22 protein-coding genes are annotated in these 25229 nt (G+C 67.0%); 12 read left to right on the top strand and 10 right to left on the bottom strand.

From position 1 onward, the window contains the following. Positions 1 to 215 precede the first annotated feature (215 nt). The 4 genes from FKQ52_RS15790 to lpdA all read left to right on the top strand — a co-directional run bounded on the left by FKQ52_RS15790 (position 216) and on the right by lpdA (position 7287). Positions 216 to 3044 (top strand): TonB-dependent receptor, encoded by a 2829-nt coding sequence (locus FKQ52_RS15790; RefSeq protein WP_240811682.1) that lies wholly within the window; start codon positions 216 to 218, stop codon positions 3042 to 3044. A 290-nt stretch (positions 3045 to 3334) separates the two neighbouring features. Further along, positions 3335 to 5203, top strand: coding sequence for an ATP-binding protein (locus FKQ52_RS15785; protein ID WP_141628060.1), 1869 nt, complete (start codon positions 3335 to 3337; stop codon positions 5201 to 5203). Between the two features lie 85 nt (positions 5204 to 5288). Then, positions 5289 to 5759, top strand: coding sequence for a hypothetical protein (locus FKQ52_RS15780; protein ID WP_141628059.1), 471 nt, complete (start codon positions 5289 to 5291; stop codon positions 5757 to 5759). A 106-nt stretch (positions 5760 to 5865) separates the two neighbouring features. Next, positions 5866 to 7287, top strand: a complete 1422-nt coding sequence (gene lpdA / locus FKQ52_RS15775; protein ID WP_141628058.1) for a dihydrolipoyl dehydrogenase — start codon at positions 5866 to 5868, stop codon at positions 7285 to 7287. Here the strand turns inward: lpdA and FKQ52_RS15770 are convergent, their stop codons facing one another. From FKQ52_RS15770 to fsa, 4 genes are all read right to left on the bottom strand, one after another. Further along, positions 7288 to 8235 (bottom strand): retropepsin-like aspartic protease, encoded by a 948-nt coding sequence (locus FKQ52_RS15770; protein WP_168196882.1) that lies wholly within the window; start codon positions 8233 to 8235, stop codon positions 7288 to 7290. A 118-nt stretch (positions 8236 to 8353) separates the two neighbouring features. Further along, positions 8354 to 9283 carry a tyrosine recombinase XerC gene (locus tag FKQ52_RS15765; protein WP_141628056.1) on the bottom strand — a complete coding sequence of 310 codons (930 nt, stop codon included), beginning with the start codon at positions 9281 to 9283 and terminating at the stop codon, positions 8354 to 8356. Next, a complete protein-coding gene (locus FKQ52_RS15760; protein ID WP_141628055.1) occupies positions 9265 to 9966 on the bottom strand; it encodes a DUF484 family protein in 702 nt (233 codons plus the stop codon). Before FKQ52_RS15760 ends, FKQ52_RS15765 begins: the two co-directional genes overlap by 19 nt. Before the next feature lie 24 nt (positions 9967 to 9990). After that, a complete protein-coding gene (gene fsa / locus FKQ52_RS15755) occupies positions 9991 to 10644 on the bottom strand; it encodes a fructose-6-phosphate aldolase (RefSeq protein WP_141628054.1) in 654 nt (217 codons plus the stop codon). Positions 10645 to 10674: 30 nt separating this feature from the next. Between fsa and FKQ52_RS15750 the strand changes: the two genes are divergently transcribed. Then, complete coding sequence (locus tag FKQ52_RS15750) at positions 10675 to 12837, top strand: primosomal protein N' (protein ID WP_141628053.1); 2163 nt, start codon at positions 10675 to 10677, stop codon at positions 12835 to 12837. Positions 12838 to 12994: 157 nt separating this feature from the next. Here FKQ52_RS15750 and FKQ52_RS15745 read toward each other — a convergent pair whose 3' ends face one another. Further along, positions 12995 to 13807, bottom strand: a complete 813-nt coding sequence (locus FKQ52_RS15745; RefSeq protein WP_141628052.1) for a glutaminyl-peptide cyclotransferase — start codon at positions 13805 to 13807, stop codon at positions 12995 to 12997. 2 nt (positions 13808 to 13809) lie between these two features. After that, positions 13810 to 14655 (bottom strand): TerC family protein, encoded by an 846-nt coding sequence (locus FKQ52_RS15740; RefSeq protein WP_141628051.1) that lies wholly within the window; start codon positions 14653 to 14655, stop codon positions 13810 to 13812. A gap of 258 nt (positions 14656 to 14913) precedes the next feature. Here FKQ52_RS15740 and FKQ52_RS15735 point away from each other — a divergent pair, with 258 nt between their 5' ends. From FKQ52_RS15735 to FKQ52_RS15705, 7 genes are all read left to right on the top strand, one after another. After that, a complete protein-coding gene (locus tag FKQ52_RS15735) occupies positions 14914 to 15468 on the top strand; it encodes a F0F1 ATP synthase subunit delta (RefSeq protein WP_141628050.1) in 555 nt (184 codons plus the stop codon). 51 nt (positions 15469 to 15519) lie between these two features. Continuing rightward, the gene (gene atpA, locus FKQ52_RS15730; RefSeq protein ID WP_141628049.1) at positions 15520 to 17052 is read left to right on the top strand and encodes a F0F1 ATP synthase subunit alpha; all 1533 of its coding nucleotides are present in this window, start codon (positions 15520 to 15522) and stop codon (positions 17050 to 17052) included. A gap of 34 nt (positions 17053 to 17086) precedes the next feature. Further along, positions 17087 to 17965 carry a F0F1 ATP synthase subunit gamma gene (locus tag FKQ52_RS15725; RefSeq protein WP_141628048.1) on the top strand — a complete coding sequence of 293 codons (879 nt, stop codon included), beginning with the start codon at positions 17087 to 17089 and terminating at the stop codon, positions 17963 to 17965. 43 nt (positions 17966 to 18008) lie between these two features. After that, the gene (atpD, locus tag FKQ52_RS15720; protein ID WP_141628047.1) at positions 18009 to 19562 is read left to right on the top strand and encodes a F0F1 ATP synthase subunit beta; all 1554 of its coding nucleotides are present in this window, start codon (positions 18009 to 18011) and stop codon (positions 19560 to 19562) included. Positions 19563 to 19567: 5 nt separating this feature from the next. After that, positions 19568 to 19837: an ATP synthase F1 subunit epsilon gene (locus FKQ52_RS15715; protein ID WP_141628046.1), complete on the top strand. Its 270-nt coding sequence runs from the start codon at positions 19568 to 19570 to the stop codon at positions 19835 to 19837. Between the two features lie 164 nt (positions 19838 to 20001). Beyond that, positions 20002 to 20382, top strand: a complete 381-nt coding sequence (locus tag FKQ52_RS15710; RefSeq protein WP_304580235.1) for a multidrug efflux SMR transporter — start codon at positions 20002 to 20004, stop codon at positions 20380 to 20382. 49 nt (positions 20383 to 20431) lie between these two features. Beyond that, complete coding sequence (locus tag FKQ52_RS15705) at positions 20432 to 20674, top strand: DUF1272 domain-containing protein (protein WP_141628044.1); 243 nt, start codon at positions 20432 to 20434, stop codon at positions 20672 to 20674. A gap of 51 nt (positions 20675 to 20725) precedes the next feature. On the opposite strand, the gene FKQ52_RS15700 is transcribed toward FKQ52_RS15705, so the two are convergent. The 4 genes from FKQ52_RS15700 to FKQ52_RS15685 form a co-directional block, all read right to left on the bottom strand. Beyond that, positions 20726 to 21199 (bottom strand): RNA pyrophosphohydrolase, encoded by a 474-nt coding sequence (locus tag FKQ52_RS15700; RefSeq protein WP_141628043.1) that lies wholly within the window; start codon positions 21197 to 21199, stop codon positions 20726 to 20728. Positions 21200 to 21309: 110 nt separating this feature from the next. After that, positions 21310 to 22497: a divergent polysaccharide deacetylase family protein gene (locus FKQ52_RS15695; RefSeq protein WP_141628042.1), complete on the bottom strand. Its 1188-nt coding sequence runs from the start codon at positions 22495 to 22497 to the stop codon at positions 21310 to 21312. A gap of 105 nt (positions 22498 to 22602) precedes the next feature. Beyond that, complete coding sequence (locus tag FKQ52_RS15690; RefSeq protein WP_141628041.1) at positions 22603 to 23973, bottom strand: S41 family peptidase; 1371 nt, start codon at positions 23971 to 23973, stop codon at positions 22603 to 22605. Positions 23974 to 24119: 146 nt separating this feature from the next. Continuing rightward, a complete protein-coding gene (locus tag FKQ52_RS15685; RefSeq protein WP_141628040.1) occupies positions 24120 to 25193 on the bottom strand; it encodes a murein hydrolase activator EnvC in 1074 nt (357 codons plus the stop codon). Positions 25194 to 25229 lie beyond the last annotated feature (36 nt).

Here is a 25229-nt window from a genome sequence, read left to right as displayed (position 1 = left end):
GGCATCTGAACGCGCGCGCCAGACCACGCCTGCCGGGAAACCGTCAAGCAACGCACCATGACGGTCCGGAGGCACATTCGTGACGAACCTTCCGTGGGGCGATCAATCGTCATAACGGCGTTCAAAATTCGAGAGGTCAGCGTCTTCGTTCCGTCGCTTTGCCGTTGTCGCCCGGCGCTATGCGCGGCTCCCAAGCCCACGGCGAAACGCCGGGGATGGGGATCATCGAAATGAAGCTGCACCTGCTCATGAGCGCGAGCGTCCTGACGTTCGCCGCCGCCAACCCGGCTATGGCCGCCAGCGACGACGCCGCCATGGTGGCCGCCGCCCCGACCGTCTACGGTCGCGTCATCAACGCTGAAGGCGCGCCGCTGGCCGGAGCCGAGGTCATCGTGCGCGGTTCGGGAAGCCGCGTGGTTTCGGACGCCAACGGCCAGTTCATCCTGACCGTGCCGGAAGGCCAGACCACCTTCGACGTGCGCTACATCGGCCTGCCGACCGTCGCCCAGACGATCACGGCCACGGGCGGTGAAGCGGTCAGCCTGTCGATCACCCTGGGCGTCGCCGACGCGGCCAACCTGGAAGACATCGTCGTCACCGGCGTGATCACCGACGGCGTCGCCCGCTCGCTGAACCAGCAGCGTAACGCTGACGGCACCATCAACGTCCTGTCGGCCGACGCCATCGGTCGCTACCCGGACCCGAACGTCGCCGAATCGCTGCAGCGCGTAGCCGGTATCGCCATCCAGCGCGACCAGGGCGAGGGCCGTTACATCAACGTCCGCGGGGCCCCGTCGGCCTTCACCGCCGTGTCGGTGGACGGCGTGACCGTCCCCGCCGTCGATCCGGGCACCCGCGCCGTCGATCTGGACACCCTGCCCAGCGACATCGTCTCCAACATCGAGGTCTCCAAGACCCTGCTGCCGAGCCAGGAAGCCGACTCGATCGCCGGCGCCGTCAACATCCGCACCCGGTCGCCTTTCGACCGTCGTCGTCTGGTCGTGAACGGTTACGCCGGCGGCAGCTATAACGACTACGGCGGTTCGGACACCCGCGCCGGCGCGACCGTATCGAACGTGTTCGGCCCGAACGGGACTTTCGGCGCCCTGCTGTCGTTGAGCTATTCGGAAACCAACCGCCGTCCCGAGAACATCGAGAACGCCTGGGTCATCGAGGAGCAGGGCGGCGCTGACGTCTTCGTGCTCGAGGAGACCCTGTTCAAGCAGTACGAAACCCAGCGCACGCGTCAGGCCCTGACGACCGCCCTGGAATGGCGCCCAACCGACCAGACCCGTCTGTTCGTCCGGGGTTCGTACGCTGATTTCGAGGATGACGAGTACCGGAACACCCTGATCCTCGCCTATGCCGACGGCACGCTACAGGCCGGCGCGACGGACACGACCGCGACCTACACCGGTGCGCGTATTTACCGGGGCCTGCGTCACCGGACCCAGAACAACGAAATCTACACCGTGGTCGCCGGCGCCGAGCATACGTTCGACAACGGCATGACCTGGGACGCCGATCTCGCCTGGGCCAACAGCGAACAGACCTATCCGCACCGTGACGAGCTGGTCTACCGCTCGAGCTCGACCACGCTGAGCTACGACACGACCAACCACTACGCCCCGACCTATTTCTATGCGCCGGGCAACCCGATCTTTGGCGATACCGCCACCGGTTTCTTCGCCAACCCGGCGAGCTTCTCGTTCCGTGAGAACACCTTCCGTTCAAATACGACCCAGCAGGAAGACGTCGCCTTCCGCACGAACCTGGAACTCCCGAGCCAGTTCGGCGGTCTCGATGTGAATTGGAAGTTCGGCCTGAAATTCAGCACCCGCGACGTCTCCGCGGATGAAGAGCGTCAACGCAACCGCGACGCTTCGGCCAACCCGGGCACGCTGGCCTCGCTTTGGGGGACCGAGCAGGGCCGGAACTTCGGTTACCATCTGGGCACCCAGTTTGATAACAGCCTGGTCGACGCCTATCTGGCCGCCGCCCGCGCCGCCTCGCCGCGCCGGATGCCTGACTCGGTGGTCGCGGATTATGAGGCCCAGGAAGACATCATCGCCGGTTACGGCCAGGCCCGCTTCGACATCGGCTCGACCAACATCATCGTCGGCCTGCGCGTTGAGCAGACCAATTTCGACGGCTCGGCCCCGACCGTGATCGAAGGCGCCCTGTCAACCGCTGCGGTCAGCCGTGACGACACCGAGTTCTTCCCGAACCTGACCGTCCGCCACGCCTTCAACGACAACCTGATCGGCCGTTTCGCCCTGACGCGCTCGATCTCGCGTCCGGAGTTCAGCCAGATTGTTCCGCGTCGTGTCGAGGAAACAGACGGCACCAACATCTCCTACGAGATCGGCAACCCGGACCTGCAGCCCACCCTGTCGAACAACATCGACGTCGGTCTGGAGTACTATTTCGCCTCGCTGGGCGTCGTGTCGGCCAACGCCTTCTACAAGGACCTGACGGACTACCGTTACATCCTGAAGTACGAGGACACCGTCACCATCGGCGGCTCGACCTTCGACGCCGACTTCGAAACGCCGATCAACGCGCCTGACGGTCACCTGATGGGTCTGGAACTGAACTGGCAGCAGAAGTTCGGCTTCCTGCCGGGCTGGATGTCGGGCTTCGGCGTGTTCGCGAACTTCACGGTCACGGACGCCGAGATCAAGACGGCCCAGAGCTACGGCGGTCGCAACACCTTCGCCCTGCCGGGTCAGTCAGAGACCAACTACAACGCCGCGCTCTTCTACGAGATGGACGGCTTCTCGGCCCGTCTGTCGTACACCAAGCGCAGCGACTATCTGGAAGAGATCAACGCCGATACGGCTGACCTCGACCTGTGGGTCGAAGGTCGCGAGCAACTGGATTTCACCGCCAGCTATGACTTCGGCAACGGTGTCGAGCTGTTCGGTGAAGCGAAGAACCTGACAGACTCGGCGGGCATCAAATACTACGGCTCGCGTGAGCGGACCTATGAATACGAGAAGTTCGGCTACAACGTCTTCGTCGGCGTTCGCTTCAAGCTTTAAGGGCGCCAACGTTTGCGGCGCGGCCGCTCTCTTTCTGAGCGCGGTTTAGCTGCCCTCGCTCAGGTGGCGAGGCTCCGCGAGCCGAGCATAGCGACAGAAGATGAGGGGCCGGACGGCGACGTCCGGCCCCTTTTCTTGCCTGCACACAACAAGGTTAACCGACCGGGGTGGACCGTCGGATCATCCCCCGCTAGGTCGCCTTGGGGGCGAAAGGCGGCCGTTGCGGTTCGCCGTTTGCAAGGTGTCTCCCGAACCGGCGCAGAGGCGCCAGAACGGGACAGTCAGGTCGAATGTTTCTCGAAGGCCAGATCAATTGGATGTGGGTGCTGGGCGCTGTTGCGGTGGTCGGCTGGCTCGTCGGGCTGATCGCTCTGGGGTTCGCCTTCAAGAAGCGGGGTCAGCATGTCGACGCCTCGGGCCAGCTGGATCTGGTCCAGCGCGTGGCGGAGGATTCCCAGAAGCGGCTGTTCGAGACCCTGAACGCCATCCCCGTCGCTCTGGTCGAGACCGACAAGCAGGGCAAATTTGTCTTCGCCAACCGCGCCGCGCACCAGCTGCTCGGGCGTCGCGACGCAGAACTGATCGGCCTTCGCTTCCATTCGGCGACCTGGGGGATCACCTTCCCGGACGGGCGTCCGGTGCCGCCGGACCTCCTGCCCAGCGCTCGCGCCCTGCGGGGCCAGACGGTCAAGGGCTTCCACCACATGATGTCCAACCCCGCGACCCGTCGGAAGATGCTTGTCTCGGTGACCGCCATGCCGATCGAGAATGAACTGGGCCAGATCACCGGCTCCACCGCAGCCATTGTCGAGACCGAAGGGCTGCAGACGCCGGAAGTCCTCGTGCCGGAAACGGTGGTGATTGAAAGCGATCTGACCCGCCGGGTCTTTGACGCCGCTTCCAGCGCCCTCGTGGTGGTCGCCGCCAACGGTGTTGTGCGCGAGGCCAACCGCACCGCCCTGCTGGTGCTGGGCCGGGATGTCGCCGAAGGCGATTTCGCGGACCTGTTCCTGGCGGAGGACGAGCGCGTGGAAGCTCGTCAGGCCCTGCGCGCGGCTCTGTCGGCCCCCTCCGGTGAGGCGGACGCCTTCACGTCCCGAAATGGGGCGCCGGAGGGTATTCGCTGGTCGATGCTGCCGCTGACGGATGCGAACGGTCAGGTCGACGCCCTGCTGCTGGCCGGCGAACGCGCCGAGCCGGTGGTCGAGGACGTTCCGGTCGAGCCGTCTGTCGAGGCGCCGGTCGAGACCATCGTCTTCAGCCCGCTGCCCGAGACGATCATCGAGAGCGAGCCGAGCGCGCCCGCGATCTCCGAGGAAGAAGTCCAGACCCTGCGCGAGCAAGCCGAGGCCGCTCGCTTGCAGGCCGAGGAAGCCCTGACCGCCGCGGCGGTCGCGCGCGAGGACGCCGAGACCGCCCGCGCCATCGCGCGCAAGGCCAGGGAGGACGCCGAGGCCGAGCTTCAGGGCGGACGCCGCATGGAGAGCGTCGGCCGTCTGACCGGCGGTCTGGCGCATGATTTCAACGCCCTGCTGGGCGTCATGACCGGTGCGCTCGATATGATGCTGCGTCAGGCGGATGACCCCGCCCGCGTGCGTCGTCTGGGGCAGGCCGCACTGGCCGCCGGTCAGCGCGGCGAGCAATTGACCCGTCGTCTGACCGCCTTCTCGCAGGGCGACGACGCGCCGGTGTTCCAGACCTTGGACGCCGGAGTTCTGCTGCGCGGAATGGAGACCCGACTTCGCGCCATGGCTGGGCCGGATATTGATCTGATGATCGAGGGGCCGTCGGGAGATGCGCCCGCCCGGCTGGATCCGGTCGCCTTCGAAGGCGCGGTGCGCGCGCTGACCCAGAACGCGGTCGAGGCGGTGGGCGCCAAGGGCTCGGTCGCGGTGCGTCTGGAGGCCCTGCTTGAAGGCGGTCTTCGTCTGAGTGTCCGGGACACCGGACCGGGCATGGATCGCGATCTGGCGGCCCGCGCGGTCGAGCCGTTCTTCACCACGCGTGAGGGCGCAGCGGGGCTGGGCCTGTCACAGGCCTATGCTTTCGCGCGCCAGTCGGGCGGCGTCCTGTCCATCGACGACGTGCCGGACGGCGGCGCCGAGGTGTCCATCACCCTGCCTCAACCGGTGCTCCAGCCCGAAGGCCAGAGCGCCTGACCCGAAGCGCGGCCACGTCTGGCCCGTCTATCGACGTTCTGTGCGTGAGGTGTAGGGTGGTTAACGCCCCCTACGGAGACCGGTCATGAAGGTTCTGCGCTTCCTCGTCGCCCTTGCGATCCTCGGCTATGTCGGCTGGCTGGCCTGGCCGTTCCTGTCGCCGCTGGTCAGCGGCGGCGCGCCGGACGTCGGCGCCATGCGGGCAGAGGCGGAAGCCGCGACCGGGGGCAACCTGTTCGGCGTGATCCCGGCCTGGGCGCTGTGGGCGGGCGCGGTGGTTCTCTATCTCATCGCGGCCCTGATGCTGGGGGCGGGGAACGCCCGGGCTTCCATCGCCTATTTCCTGGGTTTCATCGCCGACGCGGTCCTGCGACTGGCCATGGACCGGAACGGTGGCTCCGCCGACATCGCCGCCCGTTCGGCGCCGTCCGCAGGCGGCCTGCCGTTCGATCCGCTGTGGTTGATCCTCGGCGGATTGCTGGTGCTCGGCGTTCTGGTGATCGTGGTCGCCCGCCGCCAGCGCAAGCACCGCATTCCGGGGCAGCTGTCCTTATGATACGGACGGATCGTCACCATATGCCTGTGGATGGTTGACCCCCGCGGTCTTGCCGTTAGGTTCCGCGCGCCTTCCCCGCGCCCAGACAGAGCATCAGAGAGACCCCATGGCCGAAGCCGCTTCCCCCAGCACCGCGTATGACGTCGTCATCATCGGGGGCGGGCCGGGCGGCTACAACGCCGCGATCCGCGCGGGTCAGTTGGGTCTGAAGGTGGCCTGTGTCGAGATGCGCGACACCCTCGGCGGCACCTGCCTGAATGTCGGCTGCATGCCGTCGAAGGCCCTGCTGCATGCTTCGGAACTGTTTGAGGTCGCGACCAAGGAGTTCTCGACCCTCGGCATCGAGGTGGGCGAGGCCAAGGTCAACCTGCCGCAAATGATGAAGCAGAAGGCCGACAGTGTCGGCGCCCTGACCAAGGGCATCGAGTTCCTGTTCAAGAAAAACAAGGCCGACTGGATCAAGGGCAAGGGAAAGATCACCGGCCCCGGCGCGGTTGAAGTCACCGCCGCCGACGGAACGGTGACCCGGCTGACCGCCAAGGACATCGTCATCGCCACCGGTTCGGAGCCGACCCCGCTGCCGGGCGTCGACTTCGTCGAAGGCAAGGTCATCGACTCGACCGGCGCCCTGTCGCTGCCGGCCGTGCCGAAGCACCTGATCGTGGTCGGAGCGGGCGTGATCGGCCTCGAGCTCGGCTCGGTCTGGCGTCGTCTGGGCGCCCAGGTCACCGTGGTCGAGTTCCTGGACAAGGTCGGCGCAGGCATGGACGCCGAGGTCGCCACCGCCTTCCAGCGCGGCCTGACCAAGCAGGGCATGACCTTCAGGATGGGCACCAAGGTCACCGCCGCGAAGACGGGCAAGGACGGCGTCGAGCTGACGCTGGAGCCTGCCGCCGGCGGCGCCGCCGAAACCCTGAAGGGCGACGTGGTTCTCGTCGCCATCGGCCGCCGGCCCTACACGGCTGGTCTGGGTCTGGAGACGGTCGGCATCGAGACCGACAAGCGCGGCTTCCTGGCCAACGATCATCTGAAGACGGGCAAGGCCGGCGTCTGGGTGATCGGCGACGTCACGACCGGCCCGATGCTGGCGCACAAGGCGGAAGAAGAAGCCGTCGCCGTCATTGAATACATCGCCGGCAAGGCGGGTCACGTCGACTACGATCTGGTCCCCAGCGTCATCTACACCGGCCCGGAAGTGGCCTGGGTCGGCAAGACCGAGGAGCAGCTGAAGGCGGCGGGCGTCGCATTCAAGAAGGGCAAATTCCCCTTCACCGCCAACAGCCGGGCCAAGATCAATCACGAGACCGAAGGCTTCGCCAAGGTTCTGGCTGACGCCGCGACCGACAAGATTCTGGGTGTCCACATCTATGGCCCGCAGGCCGGCGAACTGATCGGTGAAGCCTGTGTGGCCATGGCCTTCGGCGGCGCGGCGGAAGACATCGCCCGCATCTGTCATGCGCACCCGACCCGTTCGGAAGCCGTCAAACAGGCGGCCATGGGCGTCGACAACTGGACCATGCAGGCCTGATCAGGCCCCGAGTTCGTCCTCGATAGTCCGCGTCGTCTGACGGCGAAGGCCCTCGAAGGCGATGGTGTTGCCGGGGAAGTCGAGTGTGACTCGCCGGAACCGACCCAGAAGGTCCGCCCCCACCAGCAGGGCGGGCCGGTCGGCCAGTTCCAGCGTCCGGAAGCAATGCAGGTCGGCGAACAGCAGGGGCGTCTGGCCGAGTCTTGACCAGCCCAGACGAATATCCTCCACACGTGCGATATCAGCCGGCAGGCTCTGGCCGGTGACGCCATAGAGCAGGATCTGGCGATACGGGCGGGGTACGTTCGCGCGCCGTGTCGTGATGGCCTGCCGCAGGGCCTCATTCCCGATGGAGTACTGGGCGCCGCTATCGATAAAGGCGGCGGTCTCCACCCCGTCGACCAGAGTCCGGGTCAGAAGCAGTTGCCCGAAGCGACCGCGGACGGAACGCACGCCGTTTCTCTGGAGCCTCGTGCCGGTGTTCATGTCGGCGCCGCCCATCAGTATGCGGGCGCCTCGCCCGTTCAGGGTGGCCGAGCGGCGGTCCACATTGAAGCCCAGTCGGTAGCGTCCCAGAACGTCCAGTCCCAGCAGACCATCGGCCCCCAATTGGTCTGCCGGCAAGATCGGGCAGCGCAGATCGCGGAAACCCAGACCGCTCAGAAAAATCCGGTTCACGTGGACGCTGTCGGTCCGGGTCGCGGCAGTGATCCCGTGAACGGTCACGGGCTCCATCACCGGTAGACGCAGTCGCCCGGCAAGGGTGTCGGCGATCGACGTCCGGCCTGCGCCCGTGTCGATGACGAAGGTGAAGGGTCCGTGATCATTGATGGTCACGGACGCAGCCACGCGAGTGAACAGATTGGCCAGAAGCGGGATTGCGGCCGGTTCGTCCGGCGCCTGCGCGGGGGCGCCAGAGGACCTGCCCCACGCCAGGGTGGCGGCCAATCCAGTCAGAAGCAGTCGGCGATCCGGACCCGGTAGGCGATACAGGGGCAACGGCGTTTCCCTCTGTCTTTTCAGGGCACCTTACGCCGATCTCGCACGCTGGCGAGTCCGTGTTCGCTCACGCCCTCGGATGCGCCGCCGCATAGACGTCCAGCAGGTAGGCGGCATCGACGGCGGTGTATTTCTGCGTCGTCGACAGGCTGGCGTGGCCCAGCAGTTGCTGGATCGAGCGCAAGTCGGCGCCCGCGCCCAGCAGGTGGGTCGCGAAGCTGTGGCGCAGGGCGTGGGGCGTGGCGCTGGCGGGCAAACCCAGCCGCCCGCGCAGGCGCTGCATGGCCGCCTGCACCTGACGCGGTCCCAGCGGTCCGCCGCGCTTCGCCCGGAACAGGGCGTCCGACGGCTCAAGGGGGTGGGGTTGAAGCGCGAGATAGGCGTCAACCGCCTCGCGCACGGCGGGCAGGACCGGCGCCATCCGCGTCTTGCCGCCCTTGCCGGTGATCCGCAGGGTTTCGGGCAAGGGAGCGTCGGCCCGGATCAGCGACAGGCCCTCGGAAATCCGCAGACCGCAGCCGTACAGCAGGGTCAGAACGGCCCGGTCCCGCGCCGCTTCCCAAGGCTCCATATCCGGATCGGCCTCGCTTTCCTCCAGCAGGCCGCGCGCCTGATCCTCGCTGATCGGGCGGGGCAGGGAAGGCTTCACCTTCGGTCCGTGCACCAGAGCCAGTTGAGGCGCAGGCGTGTCCAGTCTCCGGTCCAGGAAGCCGTGAAAGGCGCGTATGGCGGACAGGGTCTGGCTGATCGAGCGCGCGTTCAGGGGGTGGTCGCCCGAGCGACGCTCGGCCAGATGGGCGCGCACTTCCGCAGCCGTGATCGCGCCGAGGCCCTTAAGCCGCTGGGGCTCGCCCCGATGGCGCTCAAGGAAAGCCAGATAGAGCCGCCCGATGTGGCCGTAAGCTTCCAGCGTGCGGGGTGACAGGCGCCGCTCGTGCGCCAGATGCTCCAGCCAGGCGGCGAGCGCCTCGTCAGCCGTTAGTTCAGAATGGGCCATCGTTCGGCCGTGCGCTCGACCACCCGGGCGATGAAGGCCACCAGTTCGCAGCCCATGGTCGGGGTGAACCCGTCTTCTTCAGGTGATCCGAAGGCGCAGACGGCGTGGCGGCCGGGGGTGTCGTCGCCGGGGAAGTGCGGGGCCATGCGGATGAGGGCGACCGACTTTACCTCTCCGTCCGTCGCGCCGAACAGATTCAGCCCATCGAAATTCGGGCCCAGCCAGGTCAGGCCATGCTCGCCCAGCAGGCCATCGACGCCGCCCGCGTCCAGCGCTTTCCAGCCGAACGGAACGCCGCCGGGCTTCTCCATGGCGATGGCCGCGCCGGCAAGGCCGAACCGTCCCTGCGCCACTGCGTCCAGGCGGCGGGCCAGATCGGAAGGATTGCGGGACTCCATCAGGTCCAGAGCCGCAACATGGGTCTGGGTTTGGGCGGCGAAATTGGCGCGGGCGACGGCCTCGATCCGCTTGCGGGCGTCGGCTTCGCGCTCAACGGCTTCTTCCAGCTTGGTCAGGGCGGCGCGGCCGAACTCGACCACATTGCGCCCGTGCGGCTTCAGCCCGATCTCTTCCAGCAGGGAGCGATCGTCCAGCAGGGTCTGGGCGTGCGCCTGAAGCCAGACGCGGACGTCCGGCCAGTGAAGCTCGTCTTGCTTCGAAAAGAGGTCAGGCGAAACGCTCACTAACCTCTCCCCGAGGCGCCAGTTCTAAAGGATGGACTGACCGGTCTTGCCCCAGTCCGCCAGGAAGGCATCAAGCCCCTTGTCGGTTAACGGGTGTTTGACCAGGGCCTTGAAAGTGTCGGCCGGGAGGGTCGCGGCGTCGGCGCCGGCGAGGGCGGCGGCCGAGACGTGGCCCGGATTACGCAGGCTGGCGGCCAGGATTTCGGTTTCGAAGCCGTGGATGTCGTACAGGGTGCGGATCTCTTCCAGCAGGCCAATCCCGTCCGCACCGTGGTCTTCCAGGCGCCCGACGAAGGGCGAGATGAAGGTCGCGCCCGCCTTGGCGGCCAGCATGGCCTGGGCGGCGGAGAAGCACAGGGTGACGTTGGTCTTGATGCCCTTGTCCGAGAAGTTCCGCGCCGCCCGCAGCCCGTCCCAGGTCAGCGGCAGCTTCACCACCACGTTCGGGGCGATGGCGGCCAGCTTGTCGCCCTCCTTGACCATGGTCTCATAGTCGGTCGCGACGGCCTCGGCCGAAATCGGACCCTCGACCAGGGCGCAGATTTCAGCGATGACCTCGGCGATGTTGCGCCCGGACTTCGCGATCAGACTCGGATTGGTGGTCACGCCGTCGACCATGCCGGTCGGCAGCAGGTCCTTGATGACGGCGACTTCGGCGGTGTCGAGGAAGAGTTTCATGTCGGGGCTTCTAGCGGAGAGGGGGCAAGGGTGAAAGTCGCATCCGTCCTGATTCCTCTGCCGGTGCCTGAAGCCTTCGACTACGAAGTTCCCGACGGAGTCGAGGTCGCGCGCGGCGATCAGGTCGCCGTGCCGCTGGGACCGCGCCTGATCCGGGGCATCGTATCGGAGGTGCGCGAGACGACCGGCTCGAACCGGCGACTGAAGACGCTGGATCACGTCCTGGACGATCCGCGCCTGCCCGGGCGCACTGTCGATTTCGTTGAATGGGCCGCGCGCTGGACGCTGAGCGCGCCGGGCGAGATGGCGTCGGCGGCGCTGAAGGGGTTGCGGGCGCCGCGTCCGCGGCCTGAGCGCCGGGTACGCCGGGTGGGCGATCGTCTGCCCGCCAGACCGACTGTCGCCCGGACCGCGGTGTTGGAGCTTCTGGGTCAAAAGTCCATGCCGGGCCCCGATCTGGCCCGCGCCGCCAATGTATCGTCCGGCGTGGTGAAAGGCCTTCTGGATGAGGGGGTGCTGGAGATCATCGAGATCGAGGCCGTCGCGGCTTTCGATCCTCCCGATCCGGATCATGCGCCCGCGACCCTTAACCCGGATCAGGCCGCCGCCGCCGAAGCCGTCGCAGAGGCGGTCGGCTCACTCCGCTTCGTACCGATGCTGCTGGACGGGGTCACAGGGTCCGGCAAGACCGAGGCCTATCTGGAGGCCGCCGCCCGCGCGCTGGGAGCGGATCCCACCGCCCAGATTCTGATCCTGCTGCCCGAGATCGCCCTGACGCAGGCCCTGATCGAGCGGATCAGCGCTCGCTTCGGGACCGCGCCCGCCGAATGGCATTCGGGGGTGGCGCCGCCGCGCCGACGTCAGGTCTGGGAGGCCGTTCAGGCGGGGCGCTGCAATATCGTGGTCGGCGCGCGTTCGGCCCTGTTCCTGCCCTATGCCAATTTGCGCCTGATCATTGTTGATGAGGAGCACGACGGCTCGTTCAAGCAGGAGGAGGGGCTGGTCTACCATGGCCGGGACCTCGCCGTGGCCCGCGCCCGGATCGAGGGCGCGACAGTGGTGCTGGCCTCGGCGACGCCGTCGCTGGAGACGCTTTGGAACGCTCATCAGGGCCGGTATCGCTGGCTGAAGCTGGGCGCGCGCCACGGCGCGGCGGTGTTGCCGGATATCGGGTTGCTGGATTTGCGGGCCGCGCCGCCGGACCCCCAGACCTGGCTGTCCCAGCCCCTGCGTGAGGCGATCGGCCAGACGCTGGCGCGCAAGGAGCAGACGCTGCTGTTCCTCAACCGGCGCGGCTATGCTCCCGTGGTCCTTTGCCGCGTCTGCGGCCACCGCCTGACCGCGCCCGACACCGACAGTTGGCTGGTCGAGCATCGCTACACCGGACGGCTGGTCTGCCACCTGACGGGCTTCTCCATGCCCAAGCCGAAGGCCTGTCCATCCTGCGGCGCCGAGGACAGCCTCGTGCCGGTCGGGCCGGGTGTGGAGCGGGTCGAGGAAGAGGTGCGCCAGTTGTTCCCGCAGGCCCGGACCGCCGTGTTCAGCTCGGACACTGTCCCGGACGGCAAGTCCGCCCGCGCCCTGATCCAGTCGATGGCGGAGGGGGAGATCGATATCCTGGTCGCCACCCAGGCGGCGGCGAAGGGGCATAACTTCCCCCATCTGACGCTGGTCGGGGTGGTGGATGCCGATCTCGGTTTGCGCGGCGGTGATCTGCGGGCGGCCGAGCGGACGTTTCAACTGTTGACGCAGGCGACGGGCCGGGCCGGGCGGGCAGACAAACCCGGGCGGGCGCTTCTACAGACCTGGACGCCTGAACATCCGGTGCTGATGGCTCTGGCGGCCGGTGACCGGGACGCCTTCGTTGACGCCGAGATGGCCGAGCGCGAGGCGGCTTCCCTGCCGCCTTACGGTCGGCTGGCCGCCCTGATCCTGTCCGGCGAGAACGCGCAAGCAGTCGAGAAGGTCGCCCGCGATCTTGCCGAGGCCATTCCCAACGCCGAGCGGCTGGAAGTTTATGGCCCCGCCGACGCGCCGCTGGCCCTGGTCCGGGGGCGTCGCCGCAAGCGCCTGCTGGTGCGCGCCGACCGGGACGTGGACCTGCAGGGCTTCCTGCGCGTCTGGCTCAGTCGGGTGAAGGTGCCGGCCTCGGTGCGTCTGAACGTGGACGTGGATCCGTATTCATTCCTTTAGGGCGCTATCGCTCGCCGCGCGGCGGCTCGCTGCTCAAGCGCAGATCGGCCAACCTTCAGGGACTGGCGGCGCGCGAAGCGCCAAGCCGCGCCGGGTCGAAAAGGCGGAGCCTTTTGACCGCGGTCCCACATAAGTGCGCTGAATTTGCGAAGCGAGATCAGCGCGCTCCGGTCAGTCTGATCTCGAACAGGCTGGGCCAGTTCTTGCCGGTCACGAACAGGCGGCGACCTTCCGCGTCCCATGCAATGCCGTTCAGAACATCGTCGCGAGGGTCCATGCCGGTCCGGTCAGGCAGCAGGTCGGTCAGGTCTATGATGCCGACGATGTTTCCGGTCCGCGGATCGATCCGGACGATGAAGTTGGTCTGCCAGATGTTGGCCCAGACCTCTCCGTCGATCCATTCCAGCTCATTCAACTGACCGACGCGGCGACCATCCAGCGTGACCGGCACCGTCCCGACGGGCTGCAGCGTCTGCCCGTCCAGGAAGCGGAGATGCGGGGCGCCGTCGGACAGGATCAGCCGGGTTCCGTCGGTGGTCAGACCCCAGCCTTCGCCCTCGTAGTTGAACTCGCCCAGCAGGCGCAGGTCGGCGGGGTTCCAGAGATAGCCCTTGCCGGTGGTCCATGTCAGGCTGATCAGGCGCCCGTTCAGTTCGGTCAGGCCCTCGCCAAAGAGGGCTGGATCCAGCTCGCGGCGTTGCAGGACGGCCCCGTCCTCGAGCCGAACCTTTCGAATGGTCGAGGGAGACCGGCCCGTGCTCTCGTACAGGACGCCGTTTCGCCAGATCAGGCCCTGGGTGAAGGCGTGGGGGTCGTGGGGATAGGTCCGTACCACCTCGACGCCATAGACCGGGACCGCCGCACGCGCGGGAGCCGCCTGGGCGGCCGGGGGCGCCGCCGACGCAGGGGTCTGCGCCGGTGCGGCGGTGGGGAGGACAAGGGCGGCCGCGAGAAGAAACAGCCGCCTCATGCTCACACTCCGGGTTCGGCCGTCTCGGCCTTGTTGAGCTTGTCCTGATGGGCCTGCTCAGCGGCTGCCTTCCGCGCGGAGGACCGACGGGACAGCATGTTCAGGCCCTCCACCATCGCCGAGAACGCCATCGCTGCATAGATGTAACCCTTCGGCACGTGCACGCCGAAACCATCGGCGATCAGAACCGCGCCGATCATCAGCAGGAAGCCCAGCGCCAGCATGACCACGGTCGGGTTCTTGTCGATGAACTCGGCCAGCGGGTCGGCGGCCAGCAGCATGGTCAGGACGGCGACGACGACGGCGATCATCATGACGACGACGTGGTCGGTCATGCCGACGGCGGTCAGGATCGAGTCGATCGAGAACACCAGGTCCAGCAGGATGATCTGGAAAATCGCGGAGCCGACGTTGTTGATGACGACGTCCTTCTTGTCCTTCTCGAGAAGGTCATGGGACGGGGTGGTGTCCGTGGCGTGGTGGATTTCCTTGGTGGCCTTCCAGATCAGGAAGAGGCCGCCGGCGATCAGGATCAGGTCGCGCCAGCTGAAGGCGGTGTCGAAGCTGGTTTCGCCATGACTGTTGACGGCGCCCTGGATGCCCAGATCGAAGACCGGCGCGGTCAGGCCCACGATCCAGCCGATGGTGGCCAGCAGGCCAAGGCGCATGACCAGCGCCAGGCCGATGCCGATCCGGCGGGTGCGCTGACGATGCTCGGGGGGAAGCTTGTTCGACAGGATCGAGATGAAGATGAGGTTGTCGATGCCCAGCACCACCTCCATCACCACCAAGGTGATGAGCGCCGCCCATACGGTCGGATCGGTGAAGAAGACGGAGAAGTCGAACATCGGGGGCGTATCATCCTGTGAGGTTTGGGCTGAAATGCCTGTGTAGCGTTGCGGTTGCGGGTGCGGCAATGCGGCCCAATGTGGCGGCCTGTCCCGGTTGCGACGGAAGGGCAGGGGTGCTATCAGGCGCCCGGCTGAGCCGGAGGGCGCGTTAGTGAACGCGTCCCCAAAGTGCTTTCTCAAAGCATTTCAAGCCTTTGGTCGGCGCGGGCGCGCTGTCGGCCACGACCCGAACGCTAACTCGCGTGGACCTTATAAGTGGCTGACGATTTCAGAACGACGGAAGTCGGCGAGCGCTATGCACAAGCGCTGTTCGACCTGGCAGACGAAAAGGGCGCGCTGGACGCCGTGCGCGCGGACCTGAAGTCCCTGCGCGCCGCCTGGGTTGAGAGCGCTGACCTGCGCCGCCTGGCGACCTCGCCGGTGCTGGCCGCCGAGGATCAGGTCAAGGGTCTCGTCGCCATCGCCGCCAAGGCGAAGTTCAACGGCGTGACCGCGAATTTCCTCGGCCTGTTGGCCCAGAACGGCCGCGCCCGTGATCTGACCGCCGTGATCGCCGCCTTCGAGGCGCTGTACGCGAAGAAGACCGGTCTGGTCGCCGCCGAGGTCGTGTCGGCCCAGGCGCTGACCGTCGCGCAACTCAAGACCATCCAGACCACGCTCCGCGCTTCGCTGGGCAAGGATCCGGAACTGACGACCCGTGTCGACCCGGCGATCCTGGGCGGCCTGAAGGTCAAGGTGGGCTCGAAGCTCTTCGACGCCTCGCTGAAGACCAAGCTCGACCAGATGAAGTTTGCGCTGAAGCGCGCCTAACCCAATACGGCGCCTCACCGCGCACCAAGAGACGAAGACAGAGAGATCCAAATGGACATCCGCGCCGCCGAAATCTCGGCCATCCTCAAGTCGCAGATCGCCAACTTCGGCGTTGAAGCCGACGTTTCCGACGTCGGTCAGGTGCTGTCGATCGGCGACGGCGTGGCCCGCATCCACGGTCTGGACAATGTTCAGGCCGGCGAAATGCTGGAGTTCCCCAAGGCCGGCGTGAAGGGCATGGCCCTGAACCTCGAGCGCGACAACGTCGGCGCCGTGATCTTCGGCGCGGACACCGCCATCGCGGAAGGCGATGAAGTCCGTCGCCTCGGCGAAATCGTGGACGTGCCGGTCGGCAAGGGTCTGCTGGGTCGCGTCGTGAACCCGCTGGGCGAGCCGATCGACGGCAAGGGCCCGATCGTCGCCACCGAGCGCCGCCGCGTGGACGTGAAGGCTCCAGGCATCATCCCGCGCAAGTCGGTGCACGAGCCGATGCAGACCGGCCTGAAGGCGATCGACACCCTGATCCCCGTCGGCCGTGGTCAGCGCGAACTGATCATCGGTGACCGTCAGGTCGGCAAGACCGCCGTCGCCATCGACACCATCCTGAACCAGAAGTCGGTCAACGCCACGGACGACGAGTCCGCCAAGCTTTACTGCATCTATGTCGCCATCGGTCAAAAGCGTTCGACCGTGGCCCAGATCGTGAAGACCCTCGAGGAGTCGGGCGCTCTGGAATACACCATCGTGGTCGCCTCGACCGCGTCGGAACCGGCCCCGCTGCAGTTCCTGGCTCCGTTCGCCGGCACCGCCATGGGCGAATTCTTCCGCGACAACGGCATGCACGCCCTCATCGTCTATGACGATCTGTCGAAGCAGGCCGTGGCCTACCGCCAGATGTCGCTGCTGCTGCGCCGCCCGCCGGGCCGTGAAGCCTATCCGGGCGACGTCTTCTATCTGCACTCGCGCCTGCTGGAACGTTCGGCCAAGCTGAACGCCGACTACGGCTCGGGCTCGATGACCGCCCTGCCGCTGATTGAAACCCAGGCCAACGACGTGTCGGCCTACATCCCGACCAATGTGATCTCGATCACCGACGGCCAGATCTTCCTGGAATCGGACCTGTTCTACCAGGGCATCCGTCCGGCCGTGAACGTCGGTATCTCGGTGTCGCGCGTGGGGTCGTCGGCCCAGACCAAGGCGATGAAGAAGGTCGCCGGCACCATCAAGGGCGAACTGGCCCAGTACCGGGAAATGGCCGCCTTCGCGAAGTTCGGCTCGGACCTGGACGCCTCGACCCAGAAGCTGCTGGCCCGCGGCGCCCGCCTGACCGAGCTGCTGAAGCAGCCGCAGTATTCGCCGCTGACCATGGAAGAGCAGGTCGTGTCGGTTTACGCCGGCACCCGCGGCTACCTGGACGGCATCGCCGTCTCGGACATCGGCCGTTACGAGTCGGAACTTCTGGCCCGTATCAAGTCGTCGAACCCGGGCCTGCTGGAAGGCATCCGCACCAAGAAGGACCTGACCGCCGAGCTCGAAGCTGAGCTGAAGGGCGTTCTGGAAGCCTTCACCAAGACCTTCGCCTAAGTCTGACCCCCGGAAGCTGAAAGAGTAGCGCCCGATGGCCAGCCTCAAGGAAATGCGCAATCGGATCGACAGCGTGAAGTCCACGCAGAAGATCACGAAAGCCCTGAACATGGTCGCCGCGGCCAAGCTGAAGCGCGCCCAGGATCAGGCCGAAAGCGCCCGTCCCTATGCGAAGAAGATGGCCGCGGTCATCGCCAACCTGGCCGCCGGCGTCTCGGGCGACAGTGCGCCCAAGTTGCTGGCCGGCACGAGCGCGGATCAGAAGCACCTGATCGTCGTCGCAACCGGCGACAAGGGTCTGGCGGGCGGCTTCAACTCGAACGTCATCCGCGCCGCGCGTGAGCGGATCAACAGCCTGATCGCCAACGGCAAGGATGTCCGCATCGTCGCCGTGGGCCGCAAGGTTCGTGACGGCTTGACCCGCCTGTACGGCGACAAGCTGATCCGCACCTTCGAGCTGAGCGAACACAAGGTCATCGGCATGGCTGCGGCCGAACCGATCGCCGCCCTGATCGCGGAAGAGTTCGAAGCCGGCCACGCCGACGTCGTGACCCTGTTCTACAGCCGCTTCCAGTCGGTGATCTCGCAGGTTCCGACCCCGCGCCAGCTGATCCCGGCCGTGGTGGACGGCGACGCCGCCCCGATCGATCTGAACGGCGCCGTCTATGAATACGAGCCCTCGGAGGAGGAAATCCTCGAGACGCTCCTGCCGCGCAACATCACGACCCAGGTGCTGGCCGCCCTCTACGAGAACCAGGCCAGCTTCTTCGGGGCCCAGATGGGCGCCATGGACAACGCCACCCGCAACGCCGGTGACCTGATCAACAGCCTGACCCTGCAGTACAACCGCAAGCGCCAGGCCCAGATCACCACCGAACTGATCGAGATCATCGCCGGCGCTGAAGCGCTCTGATCCCGACCCCGCACAGACAAGACCTTCCGAACGGAACGAACCGATGACCGACACCGCCGCCCCGAAGAAACCCGCCGCCAAGAAGCCCGCCGCCCCGAAGGCGCCGGCTGTGGCGAAGAAGCCCGCCGCTCCGAAGGCTGTCGCAGCCGCCGGCGCGGGTCGCATCGCCCAGGTCATCGGCGCCGTCGTCGACGTTGAGTTCGACGGCCAGCTGCCGGCGATCCTGAACGCCCTGCACACGCAGAACACTGACCAGAAGACGGGCGAACCCTTCACCCTGGTTCTGGAAGTCGCCCAGCACCTCGGCGAGAACATGGTCCGCACCATCGCCATGGACACCACCGAAGGCCTGACCCGCGGTCAGCCGGTCACTGACACCAGCACGTCGATCATGGCGCCGGTCGGTCCGGGCACCCTTGGCCGCATCATGAACGTCGTCGGCCAGCCGATCGACGAGCAGGGCCCGATCAAGACCGACATGTACCGCCCGATTCACCGCGAGGCGCCTTCGTTCGAAGAGCAGTCGACCTCGTCGGAAATCCTGGTCACGGGCATCAAGGTCATCGACCTGATGTGCCCCTACACCAAGGGCGGCAAGACCGGCCTGTTCGGCGGCGCCGGCGTCGGCAAGACCGTGACCATGCAGGAACTGATCAACAACATCGCCAAGGCTTACGGCGGTTACTCGGTTCTGGCCGGCGTGGGTGAACGCACTCGCGAAGGCAACGACCTGTATCACGAGATGATCGAGTCCAACGTGAACGTGGACCCGACCAAGAACAACGGCTCGACCGAAGGCTCCAAATGCGCCCTCGTTTACGGCCAGATGAACGAGCCGCCCGGCGCCCGCGCCCGCGTCGCCCTGACCGGCCTGGCCCAGGCCGAGTACTTCCGCGACGAGGAAGGGAAGGACGTGCTGCTGTTCGTCGACAACATCTTCCGCTTCACGCAGGCCGGTTCGGAAATGTCGGCTCTGCTGGGCCGTATCCCGTCGGCGGTGGGCTATCAGCCGACCCTGGCGACCGAGATGGGCAACCTGCAGGAGCGCATCACCTCGACCAAGAAGGGCTCGATCACGTCGATCCAGGCCATCTACGTCCCGGCCGACGACCTGACCGACCCGGCCCCGGCCGCTTCGTTCGCCCACCTGGACGCCAAGACCGTTCTGTCGCGTGACATCGCCGCCCAGGCCATCTTCCCGGCCGTGGACCCGCTGGACTCGACCTCGCGGATCATGGACCCGCTGGTCATCGGTGAGGAGCACTACCGCGTCGCCCGTTCGGTCCAGGAAGTGCTGCAGCAGTACAAGGCCCTGAAGGACATCATCGCCATCCTGGGCATGGACGAGCTGTCGGAAGAGGACAAGCTGATCGTCTCGCGCGCCCGGAAGATCTCGCGCTTCCTGTCGCAGCCGTTCTTCGTCGCCGAGCAGTTCACCAACTCGCCGGGCAAGTTCGTCTCGCTGGAAGACACCATCCGCTCGTTCAAGGGCATCGTGGCCGGTGAATACGACCACCTCCCGGAAGCCGCCTTCTACATGGTCGGCCCGATCGAGGAGGCCGTCGCCAAGGCCGAGAAGATGGCTTCGGAAGCCTGATCGATATGGCCGACAAGCTGAACTTCTCCCTCGTCTCGCCGGAACGCGAGGTCTTCTCGGGCCTCGTGGACCAGGTTGACGCGCCGGGCGTCGAGGGCGACTTCGGCGTCCTGGCCCATCACGCGCCCTTCATGACGGCCCTGCGCGAAGGCGTGGTGACCATCATCGACGGTTCGAACCGTCGTCAGTTCGAGGTTCACGGCGGCTTCGCCGACGTGACCCCTGCCGGCCTCACCATCCTGGCCGAACAGGCCGCGGAAGTGGCCTCGGCCTGAGGCTGACGTATCGCATATGAAAAGCCCCGGTCAGCCTTGCTGGCCGGGGTTTTCTTTGGCCGGCGCGCGGTGATTGGTTGTGCATGCCATCCCTTGACCCCCGGGCAGGGCGCCCTAGATAGCCCTGCAAGACGAGGCCACGTCCTCGCTCCGCGCCTTCGGGTGTGGACCAAGTCCGGGACGGCCCGGCCCTTTGCAAGGAGGGCCGTATTCCGATGGCCTGGATTTCACTTCTCATCGCCGGCGTTCTCGAGATCGTCTGGGCCTACTTCATGAAACAGTCCCACGGCTTCACCCGCCTGTGGCCCAGCGTCGCCACGCTCGGCTTCATGGGCGTCAGCTTCGCCCTGCTGTCTTTCTCGATGAAGACCCTGCCCATGGGCACGGCCTACGTCATGTGGACCGGCATCGGTGCGGTGGGAGCCTTCATCGTCGGCGTCGTCCTGTTGGGCGAGGAGATCAACCCGCTGCGCATTCTGGCAGCGGTTCTGGTGGTGTCGGGACTGGTGCTGTTCCGTCTGGCCCCGGGTGGTGGCGCGCACTGACGTTGCGGTGAGCCAGAGCGGGTGTCAGGGTCTCCGCAGGGAGGCCCTGATGCTCGAACTGCGCCCGAACTGCGAATGCTGTGACCGCGACCTGCCGCCCGAGAGCGCGGACGCCCGTATCTGCACCTTTGAATGCACCTTCTGCGCTGACTGCGTGGAGGGCGTGCTGAAGGATGTTTGCCCCAACTGCGGCGGTGGCTTCACGCCTCGCCCGATACGTCCGGCGGGTAGGTTGGCGAAATATCCGCCGTCGACAAAGCGGATCATCCGGCAGGGATGTGTGGCCGCTTGATCAACCTGGCCCGTCATCACGTCCGGGGGCCAGCGATCTTCCGTTCGGCAGTCAGATCAGCAGCGCGCTGAACGTCGACACCACCGCTTGATAGGCCTCGCGCTTGAACGGCACGATCAGGTCAGGGGCCTCGTCCAGACGGCCCCAGCGCCAGGCGTCGAACTCGATCTCCTCGTGCTGTTCGAGATCGATCTCGGACTCCGCGCCGGTGAAGCGGAAGGCGAACCATTTCTGCTTCTGGCCCTTCCAGCCGCGGGCCTGCTTGCTCCCGCCATAGCCTTCGGGGAAGTCGTAGGCGATCCATTGGCTGATTTCGCCGATCAGCTCGGCGGAAGAGACGCCCGTCTCCTCGGCCAGCTCGCGGCGGGCGGCGGTCAGATAGTCCTCGCCTTCATCCACGCCGCCTTGCGGGAACTGCCAATTATGCGGCCCCGGCGTTCCGGCGCGCCGCCCGTACCAGACGCGCCCGTCCGGATGGAACAGCACGACGCCGACGTTGGGACGGTACTGGGACAGGTCGGTCATGGGAGGAGGGCTTGGGGCTTAGGAATTGGGAATTGGGAATTAGGGAGGACGGTATCAGGTCGCCCGTCTGCGCCGCTAATTCCTAATTCCTAAGCCCGAATTCCTGCGCCTCAACGCCCCGGCCGTGACGCCATCGCGCTGGCGGGGGCCAGTTGCAGGCCGCGAGCATCCAGACCGGCGGTCCAGCGGGCCACCGCCTCGACCGTGACCGGATAGCTGAAGCCCGAGCCTATGGCTGAGCCACGCGCCTTGGCGAGGGCTTCCAGCGCGTTCAACTGGCCGACGATGGCGGCGGGGGATTGTTCCTCGTCGATGACACGATTGGCGCTGGCGCGGGCCCAGGCGCCCGGCTTACGGCTCATGGAGCCGTCATCTATGAAGGCGATACCGCGCGACCGCAGCAGGCCAAGGAAGGTGTTCATGCCCTGATCCGAGGTGGCGAAGCGGTCGCCCAGATAGTTGGTCACCGCGAAATAGCCTGTGGCCCGGCTCAGCAGCCAGTTCATCCGGGCGGTGATCTCCGCGTCGTCCGCCGATGACAGCAGGGTGTAGGGGCCGGGATCATTGGCCGGGTAGCCGGTGGGCTCCATCGGCATCTCGATCATGACCTCGTGCCCCTGAGCGCGGGCGGCGTCGATCCAGCCCTGCAGCCCTTCGGCGTAGGGGACGAAGCTCAGGGTCACTTCCGGGGGCAGGCGTTCGATGGCGGCGCGGGTGGTCACGGCGTTCAGGCCCAGACCGCCGACGATCACCGACACGCGGGGTTTGCCGTTCGAGCGGAAGGGGCGGGCGTAGGCTTGGGCGGGAACGCGGCCATCCGGCGCGATGCGCGGCAGCTGACCGTCCGGGCCCGGCTGATGCAGGGCGGCGATGGGGGCCGGTGTCAGGGGCTGGGCCGGGATGCGCGGAGCCGTCACAGGGGCGCCGTCGCCCGAAACCGTGGCGCCGTCCGGCAGGGTGATCACGGCCTGACCCATCAGGGCCGGGTCCAGCGTTCCGTTGCCGGTCAGGTCCTGATAGGCCCCCATGGAGAAGGCTTCCATGCCCGAGGGTGCGGCGGCGGGCGCTTCAGGTTGGCGGTGCAGGGTGGCGCGGGCTGACGGCGCGCCTGCGCGAGGATCGCCCAACACAGTGATGAACAGGGCCGCGGCGCCCATCAGCAGCAGGCCGGCGCCGGCCACGGCGATCGGCGGCTTCTTCAGAATGCGGCCGACCGGTGCAAGGCGATCACGCAAGGGGACCTTCACCGGCGGGGCTCCGGCGGTGGCGGCGAGGGCGGACTGACGCTTGGCGAACATGGACAATGAGCGCGCTCGAGGGTGGGGCCCACGCGGACCCCTTCGAGGCTCACATTGCCGGGCGCCGGTTAAGAAATCCTAACGGCGCGTTAGCCATGCAAACGCTTATTGCGCCGGGGTTTCCCTCGATCCGTTATCGGCCAGAACCGTGCCGGGGGCCGAGATGACGATCCCTTCCGGAGCCGCCGCCAGTCGGGTCAGGACGCCACCGGCGCGCAGCACGTCGAAGGCGCGCTCCAGCTGGTAGTCCTTGTCCTTGTCGTAGGACTCGCCCGGCGCCTCGTGCGGCACGTGGGCGCCCTTGCGCTCGGCGCCGATGGAGGCGTCCAGCGCCGTGGCGTAGGCGGCTTCGGAGTAGATGAAACTGGACCGCGACACGATCCGGGCCTCGGCTTCCGAGCGGGCGACTTCCAGATCGGGCTCGATGCCTATCTTCTGGATGGAGGCGCCCGACGGCGTGAAGTAGCGCGCCGTGGTGATCGACAGGGCGCCGTCCGCGCCGTTGCGCAGCGGGATGACCGTCTGCACCGAACCCTTGCCGAAGCTGGTCAGGCCGACAACGGTAGCGCGCTGGTGGTCCTTCAGGGCCCCCGCCACGATCTCCGACGCCGAAGCCGACCCATAGTTGATCAGCACCACCAGCGGCAGGCCGCCCGTCAGGTCGCCCGGGCGCGCGGCGTAGCGCTGGATCTGATCCGGCTTGCGACCACGTTGGCTGACGATCTCACCGCGCTCCAGGAAGGCGTCGGACACCGCGATGGCCGCGTCCAGCAGGCCGCCGCCGTTATTCCGCAGGTCCAGAACATAGCCCTTGATGGCCGGGTTCTCGCGCTTCAGGCGGTTGATGGTGTCGGTCAGTTCGCGGCCGGTGTTCTCGTTGAACGTCGAGATACGCAGATAGCCGAACTCGCCCTCGACCCGTCCGGTGACGGAATCGATGCGGATGATCTCCCGGGTCAGGGTGACCTCGCGGGGCTCCTCGCCGTCGCGCAGGAAGGTGACCTTGACCGAAGTGCCGACCGCGCCGCGCAGCTTGTCGGACACCTGGCTCACCGTCAGGCCCGAAGCGCTCTGGCCGTCGATGGCCGAGATGACGTCGCCGGCGTTAACGCCCGCGCGCGCCGCCGGGCCGCCGTCCATCGGCGAAATGATCTTCACCAGCCCGCCTTCCGACGAAATGGTCAGGCCGACGCCGGAGTACTGGCCCTCGGTACGCTCCCGCAGTTCGCCATAGCCGTCCGGCGGCAGGTAGTTGGAATGCGGGTCCAGCGCGCCCATCATCCCCTGAAGGGCGGCTTCGATCAGCTTCTTGTCATCGACCGGCACCACATAGGCCTGCTCAACGATGCCCAGCACGTCGCCGAAGAGGCCGATCATGCGGAAGGCCTCGTTGCGCGGCGTCTGCCCTGCGGCGGTGGCGGCCCCCAGGCCGATCACGGTGGCGGCGGCGGCGCCGATCATCAGCAGCTTACGCATTCGTCTTCTTCTTCAGCGGGCCGGGGAGGCGACCTTGTGGGCGGCAGTAACATACCGGCGCGCGACCAAATCGTGGCCTGTCCGGGCACGGTGGATAAAATCAGCGTCATCGTCGGTTGGAAAGCGGATTCGCGGAGAAGGCGCGCTCAATCCAGCCAGGGCGCCGGGTCGATGGCGCGTTCGTCGCGACGCAACTGGAACCAGACCTCGCCGTCGGCGCCGGTTCGGCCCAGGGCCTGCCCGTCCGCGACGCGGGCGCCGGTCGTGACCGAAAGCTCCTCCATGCCTGCGATCACCGCGCGCCAGCCGGGGCCCAGATCGACGATAACCACCTCGCCCCATCCTGACAGCGGTCCCGCGAAGACCACCCGACCCGCAGCCGGAGCGCGCGCCTCCTGTCTGTCCGCTCGCCAGCGCCATCCTGCCGCGCCCGGGCCGAACCTGATCGAGGGCGCGCCGTCGACGGGCGCGGTCAGACGGTTTCGACCCGCGGGCAAGCGCGCCACCGTCGCGGGCGCGTCCGCGTCGATGGTCGGAACGGTGGCTCCGAGGGTGTTCAGTCGGGCTTCCAGCGCCCGACCTGAGCGTTCGGCCTGGGTCGCTTCCGCACGCAGTACAGCCCGCAGCGCGGCCTTGCGTGCGCTCAGCGTCTCAATCTCGGCCCGGCGGTCGCCGCGCTGGCTCTCGGTCGTGAACAGTTGCTCGCTGTTCAGCGCGGCCAGCCGTCGGACCCGGGTCAGTTCCGACTGTTCGTCCATCAGAGCCTGTGTCCGCGCCCGCAGTTCCGGCGCGATGGCGCGCATCAGGATGGAGGCGCGAACGGCGTCGACGGCTTCGTCCGCCGGGACCAGCAGAGGGGGCGGCGGCTTGCGGCTCATCATCTGAAGCGCCGACAGCAGCCGGGCCTGTCGTCCGCGCGCCGCCGACAGCTTCGCCACCAGAGCGGCCTCCCGCTGACCCAGTTCACGCAACCGCGTCCGCTGGGCGCTGATCAATTGATCGTCGGCGTTCACGGCGGCGGTCAGGCGTGACAGTTCGCGCTCCAGCCCGGCGATCTCGGCCGCCGCTTCCTCGGCCTCGGCCCGCAGGCGGCGCGCCCGCGCCAATTCATCCCGATACTCAGTCTGCAGGCGCGCGACCTCGCCCTGCTCCTGCGGGGCCGCGGCGGCGACGGGCAGGGCGATCAGGCTCGCCAGCAGGATAGGAAGGACGGGACGCATCAGATCATTTTTGCTTCGGATTGAATCCCAATCCGA

Origin of the sequence: Brevundimonas sp. M20 (assembly GCF_006547065.1) — a bacterium.
GTDB lineage: Bacteria > Pseudomonadota > Alphaproteobacteria > Caulobacterales > Caulobacteraceae > Brevundimonas.
The sequence above is the reverse complement of the archived record's forward strand: the minus strand, read 5'-3'. Positions and strand labels throughout refer to the sequence as shown.